The organism is Pectobacterium polaris (assembly GCF_002307355.1).
Lineage (GTDB): Bacteria > Pseudomonadota > Gammaproteobacteria > Enterobacterales > Enterobacteriaceae > Pectobacterium > Pectobacterium polare.
Window position 1 is genome coordinate 211,415 of sequence record NZ_CP017481.1, and the last position, 24,855, is coordinate 236,269.

General features: G+C 50.4%; 23 protein-coding genes. 12 read left to right on the forward strand and 11 right to left on the reverse strand.

Annotation, left to right across the window (positions count from 1 at the left end):
* Nucleotides 1-47 precede the first annotated feature (47 nt).
* The 3 genes from rlmB to nsrR form a co-directional block, all read right to left on the reverse strand.
* Nucleotides 48-779, reverse strand: coding sequence for a 23S rRNA (guanosine(2251)-2'-O)-methyltransferase RlmB (gene rlmB / locus BJJ97_RS00950; RefSeq protein ID WP_095992812.1), 732 nt, complete (start codon nucleotides 777-779; stop codon nucleotides 48-50).
* An 85-nt stretch (nucleotides 780-864) separates the two neighbouring features.
* Nucleotides 865-3,321 carry a ribonuclease R gene (gene rnr, locus BJJ97_RS00955; RefSeq protein ID WP_095992813.1) on the reverse strand — a complete coding sequence of 819 codons (2,457 nt, stop codon included), beginning with the start codon at nucleotides 3,319-3,321 and terminating at the stop codon, nucleotides 865-867.
* A gap of 41 nt (nucleotides 3,322-3,362) precedes the next feature.
* Nucleotides 3,363-3,788 carry a nitric oxide-sensing transcriptional repressor NsrR gene (gene nsrR / locus BJJ97_RS00960; RefSeq protein ID WP_005974824.1) on the reverse strand — a complete coding sequence of 142 codons (426 nt, stop codon included), beginning with the start codon at nucleotides 3,786-3,788 and terminating at the stop codon, nucleotides 3,363-3,365.
* Between the two features lie 327 nt (nucleotides 3,789-4,115).
* On the opposite strand from nsrR, the gene BJJ97_RS00965 reads away from it, so the two are divergent.
* Both BJJ97_RS00965 and BJJ97_RS00970 read left to right on the forward strand, forming a co-directional pair.
* The gene (locus BJJ97_RS00965) at nucleotides 4,116-5,687 is read left to right on the forward strand and encodes a methyl-accepting chemotaxis protein (RefSeq protein WP_095992814.1); all 1,572 of its coding nucleotides are present in this window, start codon (nucleotides 4,116-4,118) and stop codon (nucleotides 5,685-5,687) included.
* Nucleotides 5,688-6,214: 527 nt separating this feature from the next.
* Entirely contained in the window at nucleotides 6,215-8,047 is a 1,833-nt protein-coding gene (locus BJJ97_RS00970) for a sensor domain-containing diguanylate cyclase (RefSeq protein WP_095992815.1), read from the forward strand.
* Here the strand turns inward: BJJ97_RS00970 and BJJ97_RS00975 are convergent.
* Nucleotides 8,016-9,032, reverse strand: coding sequence for a type IV pilus twitching motility protein PilT (locus tag BJJ97_RS00975; protein ID WP_095992816.1), 1,017 nt, complete (start codon nucleotides 9,030-9,032; stop codon nucleotides 8,016-8,018). The genes BJJ97_RS00970 and BJJ97_RS00975 overlap by 32 nt on opposite strands.
* Nucleotides 9,033-9,052: 20 nt before the next feature.
* On the opposite strand from BJJ97_RS00975, the gene BJJ97_RS00980 reads away from it, so the two are divergent.
* From BJJ97_RS00980 to BJJ97_RS01020, 9 genes are all read left to right on the forward strand, one after another.
* Nucleotides 9,053-9,766 (forward strand): YggS family pyridoxal phosphate-dependent enzyme, encoded by a 714-nt coding sequence (locus BJJ97_RS00980; protein ID WP_095992817.1) that lies wholly within the window; start codon nucleotides 9,053-9,055, stop codon nucleotides 9,764-9,766.
* A 116-nt stretch (nucleotides 9,767-9,882) separates the two neighbouring features.
* On the forward strand, nucleotides 9,883-10,704 hold the full coding sequence (gene proC, locus BJJ97_RS00985; protein WP_095995300.1) for a pyrroline-5-carboxylate reductase: 822 nt from the start codon (nucleotides 9,883-9,885) through the stop codon (nucleotides 10,702-10,704).
* A 49-nt stretch (nucleotides 10,705-10,753) separates the two neighbouring features.
* On the forward strand, nucleotides 10,754-11,308 hold the full coding sequence (locus BJJ97_RS00990; RefSeq protein WP_039486302.1) for a YggT family protein: 555 nt from the start codon (nucleotides 10,754-10,756) through the stop codon (nucleotides 11,306-11,308).
* Nucleotides 11,305-11,595: a DUF167 family protein YggU gene (gene yggU, locus BJJ97_RS00995; RefSeq protein WP_010279110.1), complete on the forward strand. Its 291-nt coding sequence runs from the start codon at nucleotides 11,305-11,307 to the stop codon at nucleotides 11,593-11,595. Before BJJ97_RS00990 ends, yggU begins: the two co-directional genes overlap by 4 nt.
* A 17-nt stretch (nucleotides 11,596-11,612) precedes the next feature.
* Nucleotides 11,613-12,206, forward strand: coding sequence for an XTP/dITP diphosphatase (locus BJJ97_RS01000; RefSeq protein WP_095992818.1), 594 nt, complete (start codon nucleotides 11,613-11,615; stop codon nucleotides 12,204-12,206).
* A complete protein-coding gene (hemW, locus tag BJJ97_RS01005; protein ID WP_095992819.1) occupies nucleotides 12,199-13,341 on the forward strand; it encodes a radical SAM family heme chaperone HemW in 1,143 nt (380 codons plus the stop codon). Before BJJ97_RS01000 ends, hemW begins: the two co-directional genes overlap by 8 nt.
* A 229-nt stretch (nucleotides 13,342-13,570) precedes the next feature.
* Complete coding sequence (locus BJJ97_RS01010) at nucleotides 13,571-13,831, forward strand: type II toxin-antitoxin system ParD family antitoxin (protein ID WP_095995301.1); 261 nt, start codon at nucleotides 13,571-13,573, stop codon at nucleotides 13,829-13,831.
* Entirely contained in the window at nucleotides 13,782-14,120 is a 339-nt protein-coding gene (locus tag BJJ97_RS01015) for a type II toxin-antitoxin system RelE/ParE family toxin (protein WP_095992820.1), read from the forward strand. Before BJJ97_RS01010 ends, BJJ97_RS01015 begins: the two co-directional genes overlap by 50 nt.
* A gap of 490 nt (nucleotides 14,121-14,610) precedes the next feature.
* Nucleotides 14,611-15,882, forward strand: a complete 1,272-nt coding sequence (locus BJJ97_RS01020; protein WP_095992821.1) for a hypothetical protein — start codon at nucleotides 14,611-14,613, stop codon at nucleotides 15,880-15,882.
* Between the two features lie 219 nt (nucleotides 15,883-16,101).
* On the opposite strand, the gene BJJ97_RS01025 is transcribed toward BJJ97_RS01020, so the two are convergent.
* Nucleotides 16,102-16,857 carry a hypothetical protein gene (locus tag BJJ97_RS01025; protein WP_095992822.1) on the reverse strand — a complete coding sequence of 252 codons (756 nt, stop codon included), beginning with the start codon at nucleotides 16,855-16,857 and terminating at the stop codon, nucleotides 16,102-16,104.
* Nucleotides 16,854-18,494 (reverse strand): RNA-directed DNA polymerase, encoded by a 1,641-nt coding sequence (locus tag BJJ97_RS01030; protein WP_227003557.1) that lies wholly within the window; start codon nucleotides 18,492-18,494, stop codon nucleotides 16,854-16,856. Before BJJ97_RS01030 ends, BJJ97_RS01025 begins: the two co-directional genes overlap by 4 nt.
* A 596-nt stretch (nucleotides 18,495-19,090) precedes the next feature.
* Here BJJ97_RS01030 and BJJ97_RS01035 point away from each other — a divergent pair.
* Nucleotides 19,091-19,219 carry an entericidin A/B family lipoprotein gene (locus BJJ97_RS01035; RefSeq protein ID WP_039347108.1) on the forward strand — a complete coding sequence of 43 codons (129 nt, stop codon included), beginning with the start codon at nucleotides 19,091-19,093 and terminating at the stop codon, nucleotides 19,217-19,219.
* A gap of 93 nt (nucleotides 19,220-19,312) precedes the next feature.
* Here the strand turns inward: BJJ97_RS01035 and BJJ97_RS01040 are convergent, their stop codons facing one another.
* From BJJ97_RS01040 to BJJ97_RS01060, 5 genes are all read right to left on the reverse strand, one after another.
* Nucleotides 19,313-19,768 carry a GNAT family N-acetyltransferase gene (locus BJJ97_RS01040; protein ID WP_039487998.1) on the reverse strand — a complete coding sequence of 152 codons (456 nt, stop codon included), beginning with the start codon at nucleotides 19,766-19,768 and terminating at the stop codon, nucleotides 19,313-19,315.
* 40 nt (nucleotides 19,769-19,808) lie between these two features.
* A complete protein-coding gene (gene lplT, locus BJJ97_RS01045; protein ID WP_095992823.1) occupies nucleotides 19,809-21,038 on the reverse strand; it encodes a lysophospholipid transporter LplT in 1,230 nt (409 codons plus the stop codon).
* Nucleotides 21,035-23,206, reverse strand: a complete 2,172-nt coding sequence (gene aas / locus BJJ97_RS01050) for a bifunctional acyl-ACP--phospholipid O-acyltransferase/long-chain-fatty-acid--ACP ligase (protein ID WP_095992824.1) — start codon at nucleotides 23,204-23,206, stop codon at nucleotides 21,035-21,037. The genes lplT and aas overlap by 4 nt, the downstream gene beginning before the upstream one ends.
* Before the next feature lie 393 nt (nucleotides 23,207-23,599).
* Nucleotides 23,600-24,085, reverse strand: a complete 486-nt coding sequence (locus BJJ97_RS01055) for a GNAT family N-acetyltransferase (protein ID WP_095992825.1) — start codon at nucleotides 24,083-24,085, stop codon at nucleotides 23,600-23,602.
* A gap of 2 nt (nucleotides 24,086-24,087) precedes the next feature.
* A complete protein-coding gene (locus BJJ97_RS01060; RefSeq protein ID WP_095700503.1) occupies nucleotides 24,088-24,855 on the reverse strand; it encodes an FCD domain-containing protein in 768 nt (255 codons plus the stop codon).

A 24,855-nucleotide genomic window follows, 5' to 3' on the forward strand; every position in this document is an offset into this window, starting at 1 on the left:
CAACGAGGTGCCTGATGGCACCTCGTTATGATTGATAACTACAGCAACTATGCGCGCTGGCGAACGGCTTCAAACAGACACACGCCAGTCGCAACCGACACATTCAGTGAAGACACGCTGCCCGCCATCGGAATACTGATCAATTCATCGCAGTGTTCACGGGTCAAACGACGCATACCTTCCCCTTCCGCGCCCATGACCAGCGCCAGCGGCCCAGTCAGCTTGCTTTGGTACAGCGTATGATCCGCTTCACCCGCTGTGCCAACGATCCAGATATTACGTTCCTGCAACAGGCGCATCGTACGGGCCAGATTGGTCACGCTGATAACCGGTACGGTTTCCGCCGCACCACAGGCCACCTTCTTCACCGTCGCATTGAGCTGCGCGGAACGATCGCGTGGCACAATCACCGCATGCACGCCCGCCCCATCCGCATTACGCAGGCAAGCGCCCAAGTTATGTGGATCGGTCACGCCGTCCAATATCAGCAGGAAAGGCGTTTCCAGATTGTCTAACATCGCAGGCAGATCGTTTTCCTGATATTTCCGCCCTTCTTTGACTTTCGCTACGATCCCCTGATGCACCGCGTCTTCAGCCTGCTTATCCAGCCATTGGCGATTCGCCACTTGAATGACGATGCCCTGCGCTTCCAGCTCCGCAATCACGGACTGAAGGCGACGATCGTCGCGTCCTTTCAGAACAAAAACTTCCAGAAAACGCTGTGGATCGCGCTCAAGCAGTGCCTTAACCGCGTGGATACCGTAAATAATTTCGCTCATTGATACTCTTCAAATTGTGTAAAGCGAGATAACATGCGTCTTGCGGGTTGTAGAGACCGAAGTCTCTACAACGTCAAGCCGTTCGTTATTCCTCAGATTTCTTCTTTGCTCGTTTAGCCTTCGTCGCGGCGGCGATTTTACGCGTTTTTTCCGCGTTCTTTTTCGCTTTATCGCGGTTCTTTTTCGGCTTGGCTTTTGGCTTATCCGATTTCGCGTTGCTATCGCCTTCTTTGCGGAATGCGGCATCCGGCTCAAAGTTGGCCGGCGCTTTGCTCGCGCTGCGACGACGTCGAGCTGGCTTGGCCTCACGCGACTCCGGTTTCTTCACACGATCGCGTGCGGTTTTCCCTTCGCCACGCACCTTGCGCGTGCTGGAGATCAACGCGAAATCAATGTTGCGCTCATCCATATGAACCGCTTCAACACGAATTTCGACTTCATCACCCAGACGATAAACCTGCCCGCGCGATTCGCCGATCAGCCGCTGGCCGATATTATCGTAGCGGTAGTAATCATTATCCAGCGTGGAAACGTGCACCAGCCCATCGATAAACAGATCTTTCAGGCGCACGAAGAAACCGAAACCAGTCACACTGGCGATAATCCCCGTAAAGACCTCACCCACGTGATCCTGCATAAAGTCGCATTTCAGCCAGTCAGCCACATCACGCGTAGCTTCATCCGCACGGCGCTCCGTCATCGAGCAATGCATGCCCAGTTGCAGCATTTCATTCATGTCGCTATGCCAGCCGCCCGTTGACGTCCAGCGCTCATGACGATCGCTCAGCAGATACTTAATGGCGCGGTGCAGTGACAGGTCTGGATAACGACGAATCGGTGACGTGAAATGGCCGTAAGACGTTAATGCCAGACCGAAGTGGCCTCGGTTCTCTGGGTCATAAATCGCCTGTTTCATTGAACGCAGCAGCATCGTTTGCAGCATTTCCCGATCGGGACGGTCAGCCAGCTCATTCATCAATTCTGCGTAATCTTTCGGCTGTGGCTTCATGCCGCCTTTCAGCGTTAGCCCCAGTTCGCCCAACACGCTACGCAGGGCTAAGACATGGTCTTCACTCGGCTGATCGTGCACGCGGAACAACGCAGGTTCTTCGTTTTTCTCCACAAATTTCGCGGCGGAGATATTCGCCAGAATCATGCACTCTTCGATCAGTTTGTGCGCATCGTTACGCACCACCGCTTCCACACGATCGATACGGCGTTCGGCGTTGAAAATGAACTTCGCCTCTTCCGTTTCAAACGCGATGCCGCCACGCACTTCACGCGCATGCTCAAGCGCCTTGTACATGCGGTGCAGCTCTTCCAACCCACCGACCAGCGGCTTGTAGTGCTCGCGCAGTTCGGCGTCGCCTTGCAGAATATTCCACACTTTGGTGTAGGTCAGGCGCGCATGTGAACTCATCACTGCTTCATAGAACTTATAGGACGACAGCTTACCCTGCGCCGAGACGGTCATTTCACAGACCATACACAGGCGATCGACCTGCGGGTTAAGCGAACAGAGTCCGTTCGACAGCACTTCCGGCAGCATCGGTACCACCTGCGACGGGAAGTACACCGAGGTGCCACGCGCCCGCGCTTCATGGTCGAGCGGCGTATTCGGCCGAACGTAATAGCTCACGTCCGCAATCGCAACCCATAAGCGCCAGCCACCACCGCGTTTCGGCTCACAGTGCACCGCGTCATCGAAATCGCGAGCATCTTCGCCATCAATCGTGACCAGCGGCAGCTTACGCAGATCCACACGGCCTTTTTTCGCGGCTTCTGGCACTTCTTCGGACAGATCCTTTACCTGCTCTTCCACTTTAGGCGGCCAGGTGTGCGGAATATCATGGGTACGCAGGGCGATATCTACCGCCAGCCCGGTGCCCATGTTGTCACCGAGGATCTCGACGATCTTACCCACGGCTTTCGTGCGGCGCGTGGCGCGTTGCGTCAGTTCGACCACTACCACGAAGCCCATACGAGCGCCGTTAATTTCTTCTTTCGGGATCAGAATATCGAAGCTCAGGCGGCTATCATCCGGCACCACGAACCCGACACCGGCATCGACAAAATAGCGGCCGACAATTTGCCCGGTACGCGGTTCCAGCACGCGCACAATACGCCCTTCACGGCGTCCTTTACGATCCGCACCCAGCGGCTGTGCCAACGCAACATCGCCGTGAATCGTCCGTTTCATCTCTTCAGCCGACAGATAAAGATCGTCTTTACGGCCTTCCACGCGCAGGAAGCCAAAACCATCGCGGTGACCAATGACCGTACCGCGCAGCAGATCGAGCTTTTCCGGCAACGCATAGCACTGACGGCGGGTAAAGATAAGCTGACCATCACGCTCCATCGCACGCAGGCGACGGCGCAGCGCTTCGAGCGCTTCTTCTCCGGTTAATTGCAGGTCGGTGGCTAATTCTTCCCGGCTAATCGGGGTATCGCGCTTGGCGATGTGCGCCAAAATATATTCACGACTGGGGATGGGGGATTCGTATTTTTCTGCTTCTCGTTCCAGGAATGGATCTTGTGACATTGCGGTTCCTCCGTTGTCATCAGCAGGAGGCTGAACAAAACTCATTCAACCAACAATAATTTATAAAGCGGCGGGTTTTCTTTGACCATATCAGCCAGCGTGTATTGATCCAGCTCATGCAGGAAATTTTGTACCGCTTGTTGAAGCACCTGCTTTAAGCGACAGGCTGGCGTAATGTGGCAAAATTCATGGCTACAGTTAACCAGCGTCAGTGGTTCCAATTCGCGCACGACATCGCCAATTCGGATGGTTTCTGCCGGTTTTCCAAGACGGATACCGCCATTCTTGCCGCGCACGGCCATCACCAACCCAGCACGACTAAGTTGATTGATAATTTTGACCATATGATTACGGGATACGCCATACACTTCCGTTACTTCCGAAATGCTGGTCATTTTCCCGCTCGGCAGCGATGCCATGTAAATCAGCGCCCGCAAACCATAATCCGTAAAACTTGTTAACTGCACATAAACCTCGGATACCTCTGGGTATCATTAACTGGCGTATTGAGTACGCCCCTGAAAAACCAACGCTATTAACAGATAATAAACCAGGCGTAAACGCTACGGCTAATTATTTATACCCTTTGCGTTGTGAGAAACCCGTGTGAAGAGAAGCCTGTGTTGTGGGAAGCTCTCGCTTATGCCCTTCTTGCCCGCCCCTTTTTACGCCTGCCATAGCTTTTTAATTTTATCTCACCGCAACACAGATAACGTATTCTCTTCCGTTGCACACACCACATCCAATGATGACTGGGTTATCACCCACGAAGGCGGCGTAAGGAAAAGGACACCATGGGGTTGAAAAATATTTCTATTCGTACCGGCTTATTAACGTTATTGCTGCTAACGACCCTGTTGCTGCTTATCGTCAGCAGCATGGGCGTGGTTGCCATTAAGAAAGACAGGGAAACGCTGACAGCACAAAACCAGATTCAGGGCATTGAGCTGGGTAACCTGATGAGCGGCTATAACCAGACGCTCAGCGCGAGAGCCTCGGCAACGCTCGCCGTCAGGAAAATCGAGATCGGCCTGCTGGACGATGGAGCCAAGGAAACCGGAGTCGTGGAGAAACATCTTCACCAATCGCAGGAAGACATTGAACGCGTGATCAAATCGGCCAATGCCGATCCCAAACAGCAGGCGCTGGCGCAGGACGTGTTGAAAACCTATCAGGCTTATTTTCAGCAGGGTATGACCCCGATGCTGAGTGCACTGCAAAAACAGTATACCGACGAATATTATGAAGTTCTGGAAAAACAGCTCGGCCCGCTGAGTGAAGCCTTTGATTTGTCGATCCAGAATTTCCGTCAGTATGCTCAGCAACTTTCCGAACAGGGTCTGGCACAGTCCGAGAGCAATGAACGCATCATGCTGCTGCTCATTGCCATTGCCAGCCTGTTGTCTATCACGCTGGTGGCATTAGCCTGGGTCGCACTACGGCACATGCTGCTCAAACCGCTGGACTATGCGATTGAGCAGTTGGAGCAGGTTGCTGGCGGTAATCTGACGCGCCGCCTGATTCAAGGCGGAGATAACGAACTGGGTCGGCTCAATGATGCTATCGGCCGCATGCAAGGGGCTCTGCTGGAGTCGGTCAGTCAGGTGCGCGATGCCAGCACGCAAATCGATCTCGGTAGCCGCGAACTGTTTGAAGAAAACGCTCAGCTGTCCCAACGTACTGAGGAATCCGTTGCTGCACTGGAACAGACGGCAGCGAGCATGGAGCAACTGAGCGCAACGGTGAAACTCAATGCCGATCACGCGGAACTCGCGCATCAGCTCGCCAATAACGTCTCGAACACCAGCAGCCGCAGCAACGAGTCCGTCTGTTACGTCATTGAAAAAATGCAGGAGATTGCCACCAGCGCCAAACGCATCAATGACATTCTCAGCGTCATTGACGGCATCGCGTTCCAGACCAACATTCTGGCGCTGAACGCCTCCGTCGAGTCCGCTCGTGCAGGCGAACAAGGCAGAGGCTTTGCCGTCGTCGCCGGAGAAGTGCGTAATCTTGCGCAGCATAGTGCACAGGCGGCGAAAGAGATCCGCGCATTGATTTTGGATTCCCAGACACGCGTGTCCGAAGGGCTTGAATTAGCCTCTAAAGCGGGTGAAACCATGGATGAAGTGACCGACGAAATCATCCGTATTACACAGCTGATGCGAGACATTTCCACCGCCACGCAAGAACAGCATCGCGGTATAGAGCAGGTTAACGTCGCCTTCACACAGATCGACAAGGTCGCTCAGCACAACGCACAGCTCGTCAAAGCCTCATCGGCAACGACGCAGTCGCTGGAGCAGCAGTCTCAGCAGTTGATGCGGTCCATGGCGCTGTTTCAGGTCGATCCTCGCCTTTCCTAATCTACGGGTATATTGCACCGCCTGTAGTCAGCCCAGCGTTGACTACAGGTATCCCCCGAAGATAGCTCCGCTTTCGCCTATTCCCTAAAAAATCGAATAAATAATGGGAGAAGGCAGGAACCCTTTTCCCTCCTGACACACCTATTTCATAGATATACTTTCAGATAATTTGAGTATTATTTTTTTACCGCTATTCTCTGTTTTTACACATGAGCGTATAAATAGAGTTTCTGCGTAAAAGCGGCAAAATCAATTACGGCAATACATTGAATAAAAAGACAATGAGAGACGTCTCTTATTGGTAATATTCATCATGCGTTTTAGTCTATTAATTATATCTCGATATAATATTTATTAATTTAATTAATAGCGCGCTATTTTATTAATTCGACCCATTGGTTTTCGCGTACAAAAAAAGGGGACAGCCAATCACCCGATAACATCACAGATGGCATCATGATAAAACGGATGCCTCTGACAACAGCGAATCAAGGGTAAAGACAGAAAGAATATAGGCAAATATAAACATGAATAATCAGTCAGTTGATGTTGATTTGATTACCAGGTTTGACAATGAAGCCAAACTGCACGCATTCAATTCCGTTTATGCCATAGCCGAATTCGACCTGGCAGGGAAACTGATTGAAGCCAATCCTCTTTTTTGCAAAATGCTGGGCTACAAAAAAGAAGACATTATTCAGAAGAACCACACGCTTTTTATGCCAGAAGCGCAGCGCCAAAAACACGATCATTTCTGGCACGATGTGATTAAAGGGAATATTAATGCAGGGGAATTCCAACGGAAAACCCAAAAAGGAGACATCATTTGGCTCCACGCCGCCTATACCCCGATTATTGATCATTCCGGTCGCCGCGTTGGCGTCATAAAATTGGCGCTTGATATTACGCAGGAAAAGCGTCTGATGTCGGATCATCGGGCACAGCTAGACGCGATTGAAAATTCGCAAGGCGTGATCGAGTTTGATAAAGACGGCTATATCACCCACGCCAATAAACACTACCTGATGCTGACGGGCTACGAAGAGAAAGAAATTCTCGGCTTGCACCACAAATCGCTTTGCGATCCCATCTATACCGAACAAGCCGACTACCAAACATTCTGGGAAACCTTGCATCGCGGTCATCCCATCAGCGGCCGCTTCCACCGACTGGGCAAAGACAACCACTCATTCTGGATACAGGCGACTTACAGCCCAGTTATGGATAGCGACGGTAATGTGAGAAAAATCATTAAATATGCTCACAACATCACGCAAAACGTCGAAACCGAAAAGAAAGCCCATCAGCAAGGCATCATTCTCGATATTCTGCTGTCAGTCCACGACAGCTTTCTGCTCGACCACAATCTGCCTTCCGCCTGCGATAAAGTCTTTGAGCGGCTGCTGAGCGTCACCAACAGCACCTTCGGCTTTATCGCCACATTGCAGGAAGATGAAAACGGCCAGTCGCTCTATCTTCCCGCGATCTCCAACCTTGCCTGGGATGACGAAACCCTGAACTGGTACAGGCACCAGCGCAGAACCCACGGCGGCCTGAGGCTCCGTAAGTTGGATAATCTGTTTGGCCACGTGGTGACCCACAATACGGTGGTGTGCACCAACAACCTGCTGAGGCAAAAAGCTGGCCGAGATCTCCCGCCTATCCATCCCGCGCTGTATTCGCTGCTTGGGATTCCAATCACCCACAACGGCAAAGCGATCGGGATGATCGCGCTGGCGAATCGCCGAGAAGGTTACGATCAAACGATGATCGAGCTCTTGGCACCGCTGGTGAAAACGCTCGGCATCATTATTCACGCGCGTTCGCTTGAGGATGAACGCACACAGATAGAAGCGTCTCTGCGCTTTAACGCGGGACATGATTTTCTTACCGGACTGCCGAATCGCAGCAGTTTCTTCGAGCAGGCCAGCGCTTTCTTTCTCCTCAAACAGCAAAACCAGCACACGGACAAAAGCTGTCTGGCGATTATCGATATCGATTTATTCAAAAACATTAACGATCAATATGGCCACCTGGCTGGCGATGCCGTCCTCAAAGAGCTGGCGATGCTCATGCGCATGTCGCTACGTCAGGAAGATCTGGTCGCCCGCCTCGGCGGAGAAGAATTCATCATTCTGTTAAAAGATGTCTCTTACCAAACAGCAGTGGTAACGATTGAGCGTATTCGTCAAGCGATTGAGCAACATACGCTGGAATACGATCGTCAAAATCTGCATTTCACGATTAGCGCGGGCATTGCCGCCTACTGTTCCGATCTTGCCTCCGTTGAAGACTGGATTCAGTTAGCCGATGAAAACCTCTATGCGGCTAAACGGCAAGGTCGCAACTGTGTGAAATAAGCCCATCCCGACAGCGCTGCTGGTAGCTTTGCTCGAACGTTTGCATTCCCGCAGCGGCTCCGGTTTGAATCAGGCCGGGAAGCTGGTGCGTTTTCCCTTCCCGAATCAGGTTACTGACTGCCGCAGTCGCAGTCAGCACTTCATACAGTGCGATTCGCCCACCTTGCACGGCGGGTAATAATTTTTGCGTCACCACCGCCTGCAAACAGGTGGCTAACTGGCTGCGAACATAGGCTTTCTCTTCACCGGGAAAGACATCAATCAAACGGTCGACCGCCTGCGATGCACTACGTGTATGCAGCGTCGACAACACCAGATGACCGGTTTCCGCCGCCGTCAGCGCCAGCCGAATCGTCTCCGTATCGCGCAATTCTCCCAGCAGAATGACATCGGGATCCTCCCGCAATGCGGCTCGTAGCGCCTGTGCAAACGATGAACTGTGCGCACCAATCTCCCGCTGTTGAATCAGGCAGCGCCGGCTGGCATGGATAAACTCGATCGGGTCTTCCAGCGTAATCACATGGCGATCACTGCTGTCGTTTAACGCCCCAAGCATGGCCGCCAGCGTCGTGGATTTGCCGCTCCCCGTCGCCCCGGTAATCAGGATCAGTCCGTTCGGTTTCTCCAGCAGCGTCGATAGAACGGGTGGCGCCTGTAGCGCTTCCAATGAAGGCTGAGCGGACGGGATAATGCGCAGCGCCGCAGACAACCCTTCCCGCTGGCGAAACACATTCACCCGCAGGCGTTGCCCATCGGGCAGCATTAACGCGCCGTCCACCTGCCCAGCCTGCCGCAGTTGCTCGCGCTGAGCCGGTTCGAGCCAGGCATCGCACCATTGTGCCACCTGCTCCGGCGTTAAACGTGGTAAGGTATTTTCAGGCTGTAGCCGCCCGTCCACACGCAACACCGGCGGGTGACCGCTACAAAGGTGCAGATCCGAGGCATTATGTTTTACACTACGCGCCATCCACTCATCCAACTCCATAGATAACCTCCTGAATAACCATGACGACAATCCAGCAGAATCTACAGGACATCCGGCAGCAAATCGCCACCGCCGCTGCGCATTGCGCGCGGGCACCAGAAGAAATTACGCTACTTGCAGTCAGTAAAACCAAACCTGTGAGCGCGATCGAAGAAGCCATCGCGGCAGGGCAACGAGCGTTTGGCGAGAACTATGTTCAGGAAGGCGTGGAGAAGATCCATTATTTCCAGAAAAACCACCCGGACACGCCGTTAGAGTGGCACTTTATCGGCCCGCTACAGTCAAACAAAAGTCGACTGGTGGCCGAGAATTTTGATTGGTTTCACACCGTGGATCGCCTGCGTATCGCACAGCGTTTGAGTGAACAACGCCCAGCTACCTTGCCACCGCTAAACGTTCTGTTGCAGATTAATATCAGCAGCGAACCGAGCAAATCAGGCATTATGGTCGCTGAATTGGCAGAGCTTGCCGCCAGCGTCGCTGCACTGCCCAACCTGCGTCTGCGTGGCCTGATGGCGATTCCGGCACCGGAAACCGATTACGAGCAGCAATTGGCTGTTTTCAAACAAATGGCCGCGCTGTTGCAAACGCTGTCCGCAAATTATCCGCATATTGATACACTTTCTATGGGGATGACGGACGACATGCGCGCGGCGATTACCGCGGGCAGCACGCTGGTACGCATTGGTACGGCAATCTTTGGCGCGCGCGACTATTCAGCAAAAGGCGCCTAAACAGTCAGTCAAGCGTGTAGCTGTCAGTAAAAGGTCCATAAACAGCAGAGTACGCGCTGAACGACACGTCATCTTTGACAGAATACAAACGGAACAGGTGATTAGCGATAATGCAGATGCAGCAACGTAAAATAGCGTTTATTGGTGCCGGAAACATGGCGCAGGCCATTATCGCCGGATTGGTCAATGGCGGTTATCCCGCTCAACACATCAGCGTCTGCGCGCCTTCGGGTAAGAACCGCGATGCGCTGGCGGCACAGTATGGCGTCATCAGCAGCGCGGACAATGTCAGTTGCGCTCAGGAAGCGGACGTCATTGTGCTGGCCGTCAAACCGCAGATGATGGCAACAGTTTGCGAACCGCTGCGTGAGCAGGTCAACTTCGGCGGTAAGCTGGTGCTCTCGATTGCGGCAGGCATCAACATCGCCCGTTTTCAGGCGCTGCTGGGTGAACCGCTGAATATCGTGCGGATTATGCCCAACACGCCGTCTCTGGTCGGTAAAGGCATGAGCGGAATGTATGCCCCCGCCTCCGTCAATCAGGCTGATAAAGACTTCACGGCACAGCTGATGCAGAGCGTCGGTAAAATTTGCTGGGTGGATAGCGAGCAAGGCATTAACGGCGTGATCGCCGCGGCGGGCAGCGCACCAGCCTACTTCTTCCTGTTTATGGAAGCGATGCAGCAGGAAGCCATCCGTCAGGGATTCAGCCAGGACACAGCTCGCCTGCTGGTGCAGCAGGCTGCGTCCGGCGCTGCCGCGCTGGTTGAAGCCAACCCGGATACGCCGCTGTCGACCCTGCGGGAGAATGTCACCTCCAAGGGCGGCACCACGGCAGAAGCCCTGCGGGTATTTAACGAACAGCAGTTGACGCAAACCGTGGCTGAAGCCATGCAGGCGGCAATTGCTCGCGCACAGGAAATGGAAACGCTTTTTTAACCAAAGCGGGTTCCCCGATTCTTTATCTTATTAAGGAAAAGACGTACTTATGCTCACCCTGACTTTTCTGGTCAAAACGCTGGTCGACCTCTATGTAATGGTCCTGCTGCTGCGCATCTGGATGCAGTGGTCACGCAGCGATTTTTATAACCCGCTGTCGCAGTTTGTCGTCAAAATCACCCAGCCGATTGTCGGGCCGCTGCGCCGCATTCTGCCGTCGTTAGGGCCGATTGACAGCGCCTCGCTGCTGCTGGCCTTTATTCTCACGACGATCAAATACCCGTTACTGCTGTTGATTCAGGTTGGCGCGATTTCCCTCAGCCCAATGAACCTGCTGGTCGGGCTCATCTCGCTGATTAAATCCGCGGGATATCTGGTCTTCTGGGTCATCATCATCCGTTCTATCATGAGCTGGGTCAGTCAGGGCCGTAGCCCAATCGAGTTCCTGCTGCACCAGTTGACCGAGCCGCTAATGGCACCGCTCCGCCGCGTTATTCCGGTTATGGGCGGCATTGATTTCTCTGCGATGGCCGTGATTCTGATTCTGTATATGCTCAACTATCTGGGCATGGACCTGTTCCCGGGGCTGTGGTTCCTGCTGTGAGTGCCATTACCCGCCACGGCGATGCGCTGGTGATTCGGCTGTATATTCAGCCGAAAGCCAGCCGGGATCAGATCGTGGGTTTGCATGGCGACGAACTGAAAGTCGCCATCACTGCACCACCGGTTGATGGGCAGGCCAATGCCCATCTGACCAAATTTCTCGCCAAACAGTTTCGGGTCGCCAAGAGTCTGGTCGTGATTGAAAAAGGCGAACTCGGGCGGCATAAACAGATTAGAATTACCCATCCGCAACACATCCCGGCTGACGTCGCGGACTTCATTGAATAAATACGCAGGACAAGACGATGCAAAAAGTGGTTTTGGCTACCGGAAACCCCGGTAAAGTGCGCGAGCTCGCCAGCTTGCTGGCCGATTTCGGTCTGGATATTGTGGCTCAAACCGAGCTGGGCGTGGATTCCGCCGACGAAACCGGCCTGACCTTTATCGAAAACGCCATCCTGAAAGCACGTCACGCAGCACAAATTACGGGACTGCCGGCGATTGCCGATGATTCTGGGCTGGCTGTCGATGCGCTGGGCGGCGCACCGGGCATTTACTCGGCACGCTACGCGGGCGTGGATGCCAGCGACCAGCAAAATCTGGACAAGCTGCTGCTAACACTAAAAGACATACCGGACGAACAGCGCCGCGCCAGCTTCCACTGCGTGCTGGTGTATCTGCGGCACGCGGAAGACCCGACGCCGATTGTCTGCCACGGTAGCTGGCAAGGTGTACTGACGCACGAAGAGGCAGGCAACGGCGGCTTCGGCTATGATCCGATCTTCTTCGTGCCGGAGCTGGGTAAAACAGCGGCGGAACTGACGCGTGAAGAGAAGAACGCACAGTCTCATCGCGGTCAGGCGCTGCGCCTGCTGCTGGATGCGCTACGCAATGCTTAAGCTTCCCCCGCTCAGCCTGTACATCCATATTCCGTGGTGCGTACAAAAATGTCCGTACTGCGATTTCAACTCTCACGCGCTGAAAGGCGACGTGCCGCATCAGGAATATGTCGATCACCTGCTGGCGGATCTGGACGCCGATTTGCCGCTGGCGAGTGGCCGTGAACTGCACTCGATCTTTATCGGCGGCGGCACGCCCAGCCTGCTGAGTGCGGAAGCGATGCAGGCGCTGCTCGACGGCGTTCGGGCAAGAATTCCGCTAACGCCGGATGCCGAAATTACGATGGAAGCCAACCCCGGTACGGTTGAAGCCGACCGTTTCAGCGGCTATCAGCGCGCGGGTATTAACCGTATCTCCATCGGCGTGCAGAGTTTCGATCCGCAAAAGCTGACGCGCCTCGGGCGTATTCACGGCCCGGACGAAGCCAAGCGCGCAGCGCACCTGGCGACAGGTCTGGGATTACGCAGCTTTAATCTGGATCTGATGCACGGCTTGCCGGATCAATCGCTGGACGAAGCGCTGGACGACCTGCGTCAGGCCATTGCGCTCAATCCACCGCATTTATCGTGGTATCAGCTGACTATCGAGCCCAATACGCTGTTTAGCTCGCGCCCGCCGACGCTACCGGACGACGATGCGCTGTGGGACATCTACGAGCAGGGTCACGCGCTACTGAGTGCAGCGGGTTACCAGCAATATGAAACCTCCGCCTATGCCAAACCGGGCTATCAGTGTCAGCACAACCTGAACTACTGGCGTTTCGGTGACTATTTGGGGATTGGCTGTGGCGCACACGGCAAGCTGACCTTCAGCGACGGCCGCATTCTGCGCACGGTAAAAGTCCGCCATCCTCGTGGCTATATGCAGGGCACGTATCTGGATAAGCAACACGACGTCGCCAACGACGATCGGCCTTTTGAGTTTTTCATGAACCGCTTTCGCCTGCTGGAAGCCGCTCCGCGCGAAGATTTCACGGCATACACCGGTCTGGAAGAGCACAGCATCCGCCCGCAGTTGGATCAGGCAGTGGCACAAGGCTATCTGACGGAAACCGCCACACACTGGCAAATCACCGAACACGGTAAACTGTTCCTGAATTCCCTGCTGGAGCTGTTTCTGGCGGAAGAAGAGTAATCATTCCGTGGGCAGGTTTTCTCTGGTAAACCTGCCCATTACTTCTCACCCGATTTCTCCTTTTGCAATGCTTACAGCGCTTATGTCGAGCCGTCTCCCTTTTCCATCACACTCCGCTTGCCCGTAGCGCGGAAATCCTTTTTCCTTGTACTGGACGACGATTTCGTCTTTAAGTACGCTACGTGCTTCTAGTAAGAATAAATCTTACATCTGAGAATCGGGAGGCATGATGGCCAGAACCATGACAATTGACCTTGGAGATGAACTTCGCCATTACGTGGAATCGCTGGTGGCATCTGGTGATTACCGCACACAAAGTGAAGTCATTCGGGAAGCGCTGAGAATGCTACGGGAAAAACAGGCGGAGTCAGATCTGCAAACGCTGCGTCATTTACTCGCTGAAGGGATAAACAGCGGAGAGCCACAGGAGTGGAATAAAGATGAGTTCTTGCAAAAAATCAGAAACAGGACGCGAACAGCCGCCCGATAAAATCAAGCTAACACCGCTGGCGCAACGCGATCTGGAAGCAATTTACCTCTACGGTTTACAGCATTTTAATGAGGAAAGCGCCAACACCTATCTGGAAACCATCGAACACGCGTTTACCGCTATCAGGCACAACAAGATAGGCATCGAACGCAAGGAACTTGGGCCGGGCTTGTACTCATTTCCCGTCGTCAGACATACGCTATTTTTTCTGTACGAAACAGATAGCATCATTGTTGTTCGAATACTTCATCAGTCGCAGGACATTGTGCGGCATCTTAAGTGGCTATGAGCCCTTTTCAGCGGCCATAAATAGCATTAGCTAAGACTTGAGCTGACAGTTTTCGCGGACAGAACACAATCAAATCTGACAGGCTGTAATGAGCAGGAACGGAAGTTCACAATTGTTCTAACAACCGATTCAGGAATTACTAAAAGTGGAGTATGTTAATCAATAGAGAACAGGTCAAAATGGTTAATCGTACTCGACAAACTATATTTTTATTAATAAAAATCCCATTTAAAATAGACAAATACATTTACGATAAAAATATAAATCCATATATATTTCGATGAAAATTGATTGCAATAAAAGGCACAATAAAGTAATAACTTAATTTCCTCATGTATAAAATTACAATTAAAGTAAATATTATTTTGACTCGTCAATCTGTATTTTTGAAGAGTTGGCGTTGGATTTTTTTTGTGGTATGGTATTTATTACCATCAATTAAATGAGTTCATTCTAATGAATGATCTATCTTTATCACAGGATGTTAACTATGGAAATGAATAATAGTGGTGAAAAATACGATTTAATTACAACCCTACAATATGTTGGTTCCTCCATTAATCGAACTGAGGCTTTGCGTCGATATACTGAAAAAAAGGATTTTTTAAATAAATGGAGATTCATTTATGCTGACGAATCCCAAAATGGTCCTTTCAAATTAAGAAGAATGACATTCGATGAAAAATGTTTTATTTCTACTATTTTTCGTGGAAACTCCCTTTGGATTATTGATGATGATGTAGTTTCCAATACTGAAACCTTAACATTTAAAATTGGAATGGGAACTTTTTTGGATTCAAATGCTGCAAGCTATATCCGTTCACTAGCATATGAGGAAAAACCTACGAATGACGTAGTTAGTAATTGTATTACTATGGCTAAAAATATCGATTTTGATGAAATCAAAAATTTTAACCCTTACTTATACTTATTTGAAAATCAGCATAATAAGTCAGAAAAAAGCATTGAGAAAGTAAGAGAGACAATTAGTGCAGTTATTGCTATTGAAATGATGAATAAAAATTTGAGTCTAGGTCTAGTATGGGGTGAAGAATTTAGGAGTAAATATTCACAGGACGCCAAGAGAAAAGCAGATATTTTATTAAGTAAATTCTATACTGATCTAGAGATTGGCAGCATTTCAAAAATTGATTATTTAACCGATGTCATGGAGTTGATGCTAATTAAAACAAAACTAATTGAGTATGGTTCCAATCGCTCACCGGAGAATAAGTTTGAGGAACTAATGAGTGTGGCAAACAGTGATTTATCTATGTTTATGTTTCGAGAGTTAATTATTTGTGCAGACATTCTTTTTCGAAGCAATAAAACACAACTTTCTCAAAAACTACACAGTTTGCAAAACAATAAAGATCCATTAAGTTTAATCAGGAATTGTGCAGGAGATCTCAGCATGGTAAGAATGATGGACTTCCTTACAAATTCAATTCCAGATTGTAATGGTTCTGCCTTTTATGTCGCTAATATTGTTACATTTGACAAAGACGTAATGGATATTCTCAAAGTTACTGAAGTGAATGCTATTGCACTGCATAAAGAGTCTCATATTATTCATGTAATTTTCAATACTGAAATTCAAAATTGGTTGACTGAAAAACTGGGAGAAAAACGACTTCAGAGGTTAGCGCCCTTACAGACATTTAATGCTTTTGACTCAAGATATAAAAATAGAGGTTATTCACATATTAAGCAGCAACTTATTAATGACCGTAAGAAGTTGACTCAGCTATTGAAAAAATGATGATTTTAGCACCAGATAATAACCGAACTATTTAGACTTATGGAATACGGCTTTAATTTTTATTGTATAACACTCACTCTTGGCTTGTAGCGGTCAACCAAAGTGACCTCTGGTCAGCTAAGAGCGAGAAGCGGAAATTAACATATCTGTTAAAGCGGCCAAATTTAGCCATCCACTACAGGCTGCGAAGGCATAGCACTCATACTCATTTCGTAGAATTTACTCTCCTAATTTGTATGCATAATCACCCACAATTGACGAAAACAACTCCAACAACTCTAACTTAGTTCTTCCAGAAGCTGCTATGCTAACTAATTCATTGAAATCAATTTCAATGTATTTGTTTGCTCTAGGGTTCAATAGAAGACCTGTCTTCCATTCATCCGCACCACCCTCAATTGAGGATGAGAAACTCAATAGCCAGTAAATTAAAATCTGCCGGTAATCAGAAGACGAAAAATTTCTATTTGTGCATTTTACTTCGATCAGCCGCTGGCCGATTGAGAAATCTCCTTGACCTTGTGCTATCCATTGAAATCCAGGAATGATTGGAGACCTAACTACATTACCATCACTCCATCCTTCACTCAGGTATCTTATTGATTTTATTATATTAGTTGCAGTTTGGTTAGCTATTTCAATCTCAATATCTGATAAATTATCGGGTAAAACTGCATCAAAATACCTTGATTGCCGCCTCAGGGCGATAGACAAACACTCATTCCAATCTTCATTTTTTTCTTCAAGCATTTGCTCTGCTCTTACATAGGCAACTTCAAATAGCATAGCTGCATTTGTATCTATTCCTGCCAACATACTTTCATCAATAATCGTACAGCCGGGTATAGGTTGTGCCTCACGATTGAGATGTGCAACGATTGCCGGTAGCAATTGTGGAAATAACAAATCACAGATACCGGGAATATCTCGCGCTACAGTTCTGGGATCTTTGACAGGTAACCTTAAAAATCTCATTTATTCTCAGCCCCTTGGCACCAATTAATAAATATTTCACAAAATGATGTTTTTCCTTTTTGTTCAATTCCTAATGACCAAGAGTTAGGTATTGATTTTTTTACTTGATCCCTAAAATGCTTTCCGTCATCACCAAATTTATAGGATGCGAGCCAAAGTATTCTTTGTACTTCCGGTGTCAATTTTGACCACTTATTTCTCTCAGAAACGAATGAAGGTCTATCTTTCCAATTTCTTATACAATCAAGACACGCTCTTTTAATTGTTTCAGATGAGCTTTCATTTAATAAACTATGAACGTAAGCAGCTCGATTATTTGTTCGAATTACTCTTAGAGAACGTAAATAATGCAAACAGTTCGCTTCTGGTAGCAGTAGATGCTCAGAGTGCACAACAATATCATCTACCATCCTATCAAGCATTTGATAGATAGAAGAATACCGCTCATCATTCCTAATAGAAATCACACCTTTAATAATTGTAGAAAATGAACTTCTAAAGGAATGTAAATTTTCTGGAGAGAGTAATGTCCTACATAACTGTAATGCTAAAGCTGGCTCATGAAGTTTTAATGTTCTACTTATTTGATTAACTAAGAAAGTGTCTGGCTGACTTTTATGGATCTCTAAATCAAGTAAGGCTTGTACATTTAGTTTCTCGACAGTTTCAACTAGTTCATCATAATCAGAAACAGGATTGTCTGAATAGGGGTCAAAATGTAAGTCAATTTTTTTTAGTTTACTAGATTTATCATCATCAACAAACAATTGTGTATAAACAAAGTTTTTATAGTGTTGGGCTTTTAAAATTGTTGTTTTAGTTCTGTTTAATGACAATCCATAATCTGCCAAAGCGTTCGAAAGAATTGAAATAGCACGATACGCTTCAGCTTGATCATTGGCAATAATAGTAAAATCATCCACATACCTATGCCACTTAAGTTTTGATGATGTCAAAAGTTGGTCAACTGAGGTCATTAGCAACTCGGCTAAAACTCTTGAGCATTGCCCTCCGACCGGCAAGCCAAATGATCTACCAGCTGACAACTGACTTAATAACCTATCTATTTGAGTTGCAACTGTAGAACCTTCACCAAATAAATCATTAATACAATTCTCGATACGATGATGATAAATGTGCTCGTAAAAGCTTGATATATCCGTTTGGATAACAACAGCCCCGTCATTAATTAATGCTGCATCATTAATTGTTGCTTCTTTATATGCCCTCCATGACTTGTCTCTATCAAATAAGTTCTCACCAGTTTCTACGTAACGATATGAGTGTGCATTTGGACTTCTTTTTGATTCATTTATTTCTGCAATCGCGATAGCCAGACCATTAAGATATATATTCCAAAATGGATGTATCTTTGTAGAAATTCTAAAGCCGCTTGCACCAGTTGGCGAAAGCAATCTCTCCGAGTAAACCTGAATTCCATTCAAAGAATTTCTTGCATTCGTTTTGCCATCTTTTTCAAGCCTTTCAAAGAAGTCAAAAGCCATATTTGCTATCTGCGTTTTTGAATCTGAAATGAAAACTGTATCGATATCAAAAGGCAACATGTCATTGTCGCCGTGAGCGCCAACATCTTCAATAGCTCTTATAAAGTGTTCAAGTTTCACTGTATTCATCATCCCCACCGACTCATTAATTGCATTTATATTCAGATATAAAAAGTTAACTTATGACAAGATTCATAACTAGGCAAGTTCCTTATTCTCCTTGAAACTAAAAACTCCTTTTCCTGACTAAAATCCAATACCACTTCAGATATTTTAATTGTTTCAATGATAATAATTTATCTTGTATATTATTTTAAAATATATTTTCTAAAGGGAATCATTTTAAAATTCAAGTATGGTAGCCCACTTAATGAAGCAACTGTATCTTAGAACGCGTACAGTCAAGAATCCTCGCTAGCGGTGATGGCGGGCAACAACTTCTGACAACTCACTCCCATCACCTACTGACTAACATGTTCCCAGTTGATCAACACATTTTGATGTCAGCAATGTCCGTCCGCTGTTGGCACAAAACTGCCCGTCAGATTAGATTTATCTCTATGCCGTAACCGTACCGGATCAGGCCAGAGCTAACACACATCAGCCGCAACATAATCTCAAACAATATCAGCTGGTTCAGTGCTATCGAGGATTGAATTTTTACCTGCGGTTATGACACAGTAGAAACCTGTCACGCTCTGTTTATCAACAACCTGCGGGTAACGATGATGAAACGTATAACAACGATCGTAGTAGCGTTGCTGGTCACAGCAACATTGAGCGGCTGTAACACCACGCGCGGCTTTGGTCAGGATGTGCAGAAGTTGGGTAGTAAAATCTCCCACGCCGCCAGCTAACCCTCCGTCAGACAACAAAAAACCGGCCATACGTTAGCCGGTTTTTTGTTTACGCCGCGATCTCTACTCTTTCCGCAGCTGGCTCGGTATCCCTCAGAACGCCGACAGCATATCAATATGCGGAATGCCGTCTTCGTCGTATTCCTCACCGGTCGCCACAAAGCCAAACGCACCGTAGAACGATTGCAGGTGAGCCTGCGCGGACAGGAAAAGATGCTTTTGCGGCCAGTGGCGTGCGCAGGCAATCAACGTGTGTTCCATCAACTGGTGCCCCAAGTGTTGCCCGCGGGCATGCGGCGCGACAATCACGCGCCCAATCGTTACCACATCGTTGTTCGGATGGGGCGCAAGCAGCCGGGCGCAGGCGGCCAGCTTGCCGTCACGGTATGCCGTAATATGGCGATTGCCGTCCACCAGATCGCGACCATCAATATCCAGATAGGGGCAGGTTTGCTCGACCACGAATACCTGATTGCGCAGCGCCAATATGTCATGCAGTGAATACACGTTAAGGTCTGCCACATCCCAGTCATGCCATATCAAACTCATACCTTTCCCCATTACACAATGTGTTCATTACACGAGACGTTTATTCTTTACCTGCGCCGACGGAACGATCGCGGCGCTTAGCCAGAATCAGCCATGCCCACAGCAGCGCAATTGACAGCGCAAACAAGACGCCAAAACCAATCCCGATGGTGATAACCGACACACCCAGTTTCACCACCAAAGAATAGAGCCCCAGCATTAACAGCATAGCGCCGTTCTCACCCAAATTCTGTACGGCGATCGCATTCCCCGCACCGACGCTGGCCTTCCCACGTTCCTGCAACAGCGCATTCAGCGGGACGATAAAGAACCCACCGAGCGCCCCCAGCAGAATCAGCAGCGAATAGGCGCTCATGAGGTTGTGTTGAAGCGTGAAAATCACCACCACCACGCCGATCAGGAACCCCGCAGGCAGACAGCGCCGTACATTATCGAGCGTCACCAGCTTCGCGGCCGCACCCGCACCCGCTACGATGCCCACGGCGACCATCGCGTTAAGCAGCGTTGGCGTTGCATTGTCGGTGATGCCGAGCGCATGCGGCACCCACAGCACCAGCAGAAAGCGCAGCGTCACACCCGCGCCCCAGAACATACTGGTGCCGATCAGCGAGAGTCGGGCGTCGCCATCGCGCCACAGCACACGACAGGCGGAAAAGAAGCTGCTCGCCATCTGCACCGGATGCCACGGCTGCCCCGGTCGTGCCGCATTGAGACGAGGAATCAGCATATTCGCCCCCAGCGCTATGCCGTAAGCCACCGCGCAAACCGACAGCGCCCCGTAAATGTTCCAGTCCGCCAGCACGCCGCCTGCGACTGAACCGGTCAGGATCGCCGCAATCGTCGAAGCTTCCATCAGACCATTCGCTTTGACCAACTGGCCACCACGCGTGATCTCACCCAAAATGCCGTATTTCGCTGGGGAATACGCGGCGGCGCCAATGCCCACCAGCGTGTACCCCAGAAACGGATTCCCGCCCACGCAAATCAGCAGCGCGCCCGCCAGCTTCAGGGTATTGGCGAACATCATCACCTGCCCTTTGGAGAAGCTGTCCGCAATTTGCCCGACAAACGGTGCCAGAATGATGTACGCAGCGACAAACCCCATCTGCAAAAACGGCTGGCTCCAGTCGGGATACACCAGCTGTTTGATCAGCGCTAACGTGGCAAACAGCAGCGCGTTATCACCAAACGCGGAGAAGAACTGCGCGATAATCACCGCGCTCATACTACGCGACAGCAAAGGCGTCGCGGGTTCAGTCTGTTGACTCATGCATTCGGCTCCGACGCGTTAGTTGCAGGTTCTTCGGCCATCTGGCGCAGCGTGACAAAGTCAGGCTTGCCGCTGCCGAGTAGTGGTAAGGCTTTCACATAGCGAATATCGCGCGGCACCGCCAGTTCCGGTACGCCACTGCTGCGTGCCTGTGCAAGCAATGCGTCACGGGTTATCTGGTTGTCCGTCGTAAACAGCACCAGCGCCTCGCCTTTGCTGCTGTCACTTTTCGCACTGGCCGCATGCTGCGCTTCCGGCGATATCTTCACTGCCAGCTGTTCTACGCTTTCCAGCGAGACCATCTCCCCCGCCAGCTTGGCAAAGCGCTTCACGCGGCCAATGATGGTGCAGAAGCCTCTTTCATCCAGTTCGACAATATCACCGGTGTCATACCAGCCCGGCTGCAACTCGCCCTGGGCATTTTCTGCCGCCGGCGCTTCGAGCACGCCGGGGTTTTCCACCCGCAGATAGCCTTTCATGATATTCGGCCCGCGCAGCTGTAGACGGCCACCGCGCGTGATGCCCGGCACCGTAATCAAACGCGATTCGATTTCCGGCAACAGCTTGCCGACGGAATGAATTTTCGTCGCCATCGGCACGTTGATCGCCACCACCGGCGCGCACTCAGTCACGCCGTAGCCTTCCAGAATGCGGATACCAAATTTGTCCTGCCAGACCTGACGCGTGGTTTCAGACAGCTTTTCTGCCCCGGCAACCACGTAGCGCAGACGAGCGAAATCATACGGATGGGCAAAACGCGCATAGTTGCCTAAGAACGTTGACGTCCCGAACAGCACGGTGCAGTTCTGGTCATAAACCAGCTCCGGCACGATGCGATAGTGCAGCGGGCTGGGGTAGAGGAACACACGAGCGCCCGTCATCAGCGGCGTTAACAGCCCCACCGTCAGGCCAAACGCATGGAACAGCGGCAGCGCGGACATAAAGCGGTCGCGCGGCGTGAAATCCGCCACCGTGCGAATCTGCTCAACGTTCGCCAGCAGGCTGTCATGGGAATGCACGACACCTTTCGGATTCCCCTCGGAACCCGAGGTAAACAGCACGATAGCCGCATCGTCAGGCTTCTGCGGCAGCATCGCGCGGGCAGGAAACAGCAGATGAAACAGGATCCACAGCTTATCCGTCAGCGTCACGGTGTCTTTCAAATCTTCCAGATAGACCCAGTTGGCCTCGCTAACCTGCTTCGGCAGATCTGTCAGCTTGCCCTTTTCAAGAAACTGGCGAGACGTGACGATGGTTTTGATCCCCGCCGCTTTCATCGCACTTTGTAGCCCTTTCGCGCCAGCGGTGTAGTTCAGCATGGCAGGAATACGGTTACGCAGCGATGCGCCCAGGATAGATGCTGCGGTAATGGTCGCGTTGGGCAACAGCATGCCGACATGTTCATCGGCACGGGTGAAGCGCTGCAAAATGCGCGACACGCCCAGTGATTTTTTCAGTAAGCCCTGATAGCTGTCTTCATTGAATGAGATATCCGCAATGCTGGGAGAGTGCCGTCCGTAACGGGTTCTCGCGGCCAGAAAGGCCTGATACAGCGTGTGCTGCGGGCGCGTATCCATCCGCGCCTTCATCATAATCTGGTGCAAATGCTCACCAGCCAACGCACGGCGTTCTCTGGCACTGCTGGCTTCCGGCATCGGCAACGTGGTGGGGGGCAAATAGGTGATCGTAATCTGCGGCAGGCAGCGGCGTTTAAAGACGCCCGCCAGCCGACCAAACGGCGTCAGTTCTGCGCCATCAATGCGCACGGGGATGATCGTTGCACCCGATTTCGCCGCGACAAACGCCGCGCCGCTGTAAATCTTCATCAGCGATCCGGTTACGCTGATCCGCCCTTCCGGGAAAACCACGACGGGTTGGCCGCGTTCGATCACCTTGATCAGCCCTTTGATTGCCAGAGGCTTAGTGGGATCTAACGGCACGAAATCGATATAAGGCTTCAGCCAGCGCATAAACCAGCGATCGGAAATGGAGGAGTACACGGCAAAGACGGGCTTTATCGGTAAGAATAATGCCAGCAAAACGCCATCAAGGAACGAGACGTGATTAGGGGTAATGAGCAATTTGGATTGCTGAAACTGGCTGCTGTCGCCCTCGATCCGGATGCGGTACAGACGCTGGAACACCCAACGTAACAGGGTATGAATCATGCCTTCTCCCAATAGACAGATAAACGGGCAGCTTGCTGAAGCGCAAAAACCACCAAGCGATACGTCAAAATACTACATATGCACCATACTTCAAGCGACGGGTACGCGGCTAAACGCGAAGATTGCCGACGGCACAGTATTCACATCGCATTAAAATGGCTAGAAATAACGAAAGCGGGAAATTCAGGCAAAAAAAAACCTACGCATCCGCGTAGGTTGGTGTAATCAAATGATTCCAATGTACAGAGTACATCGGCATATCACCAATCAATACCTCTGGGACTTGTAACTCTAAAGATCGTCACCTCTCATAACCAGCGATGAATCGAAAGAGTTATTCTATAAGTGCAACCAACTGTAAGATTCTGGTGAATCATGTAAGGCAGCCGCCTTTTAGCGCGTTTTCTCGCTTGATAACGACTGGTGATACAGGCGCACGGTTTTGTCCGGGTAGTCCAGCCCGTCGCCGATGTAACGCCAGCCGTGTTTTTCGTAATAGCCGCTAAACGTGGCGAACAAATAGAGATCGTCAAAACCCTGACGGCGGCAGAAATCCAGTACGTGCTGTTGCAGCGCGATGCCCAGCCCTTTGTCACGTTGACTTTCTTCCACGTACAGCGATGCCAGCCAGGGCGTCAGATCTTGTCGACTGATTAAATCGCAGCGCCATAAGCCCACCGTCCCGACTAAACGCTCCCCCTCCAGCGCGATAAACGTCAGCGGCAGCGCCTCTGGGTTCAGGCTATTGCGCACCACGCTGGCAAAGAATTCACGGCTGTTCTGGCTGCCGAACGCCTGCCATATCCAGTCGATCACCTGCTCTTGATGCTGGGGGTGATCCGCCAGATAAACAATTTTTACGCTAGAAATGTCCGCCATGATTACACCAATTTCCCCTGGAAGATCGGCACAGACTCAAACAAATAGCCGTCAAATTCCGGCGCATCGGCGTCAGAGATTTCCATCAGCGTATTTTTGACGTTTTCGAGGTGCTGCCACATCGCCTGATAAGAACCAGACACATCGCGACGCCGCAGCGCCGCCAGAATAGCCTGATGATCCGCCAGCCATTTCAGGCGATAGCCTTGCGTCCCGACGTGCGTATAAAGCTGCTGCCAGAGCGCGTTATCGTCACGGCACGCCCAGATATTGCTGACCGTTTCCAGCAGCATCTGGTTTTGCGTCGCACCGGCAATTTGCAGATGGAACAGGCGATCGAAATCGCCACGGTAATCTTTTACGGCAATCGCGGCCTGCTCTTGTTCCAGCGTCTTACGCAGGTTTTCGATATCTGCACGCGTTGCCATACGTGCTGCAAACGCCGCAATGTTGCTTTCCAGCAGTTGGCGAGCCTGTAGCATTTCAAACGCGCCGATATGATTTTTGCCACCGTCTGCCGCGTCGTCTTCATCAGGAATACGCAAGACATAAACCCCGGAGCCCTGACGAATATCGACTGTGCCTTCCAGCTCAAGCATCAGTAGCGCTTCGCGCACTATCGTCCGGCTAACGCCATAGGTTTCCGCAATATTTCGTTCAGGAGGAAGGCGCGATCCGACGGGGTAATCCCCTGACTGAATCTTCTGGCGTAAATCACAGCCGATTTCCTGATATTGCTTCTTCTCTTGCAGAACCACATCCTTCGCCAC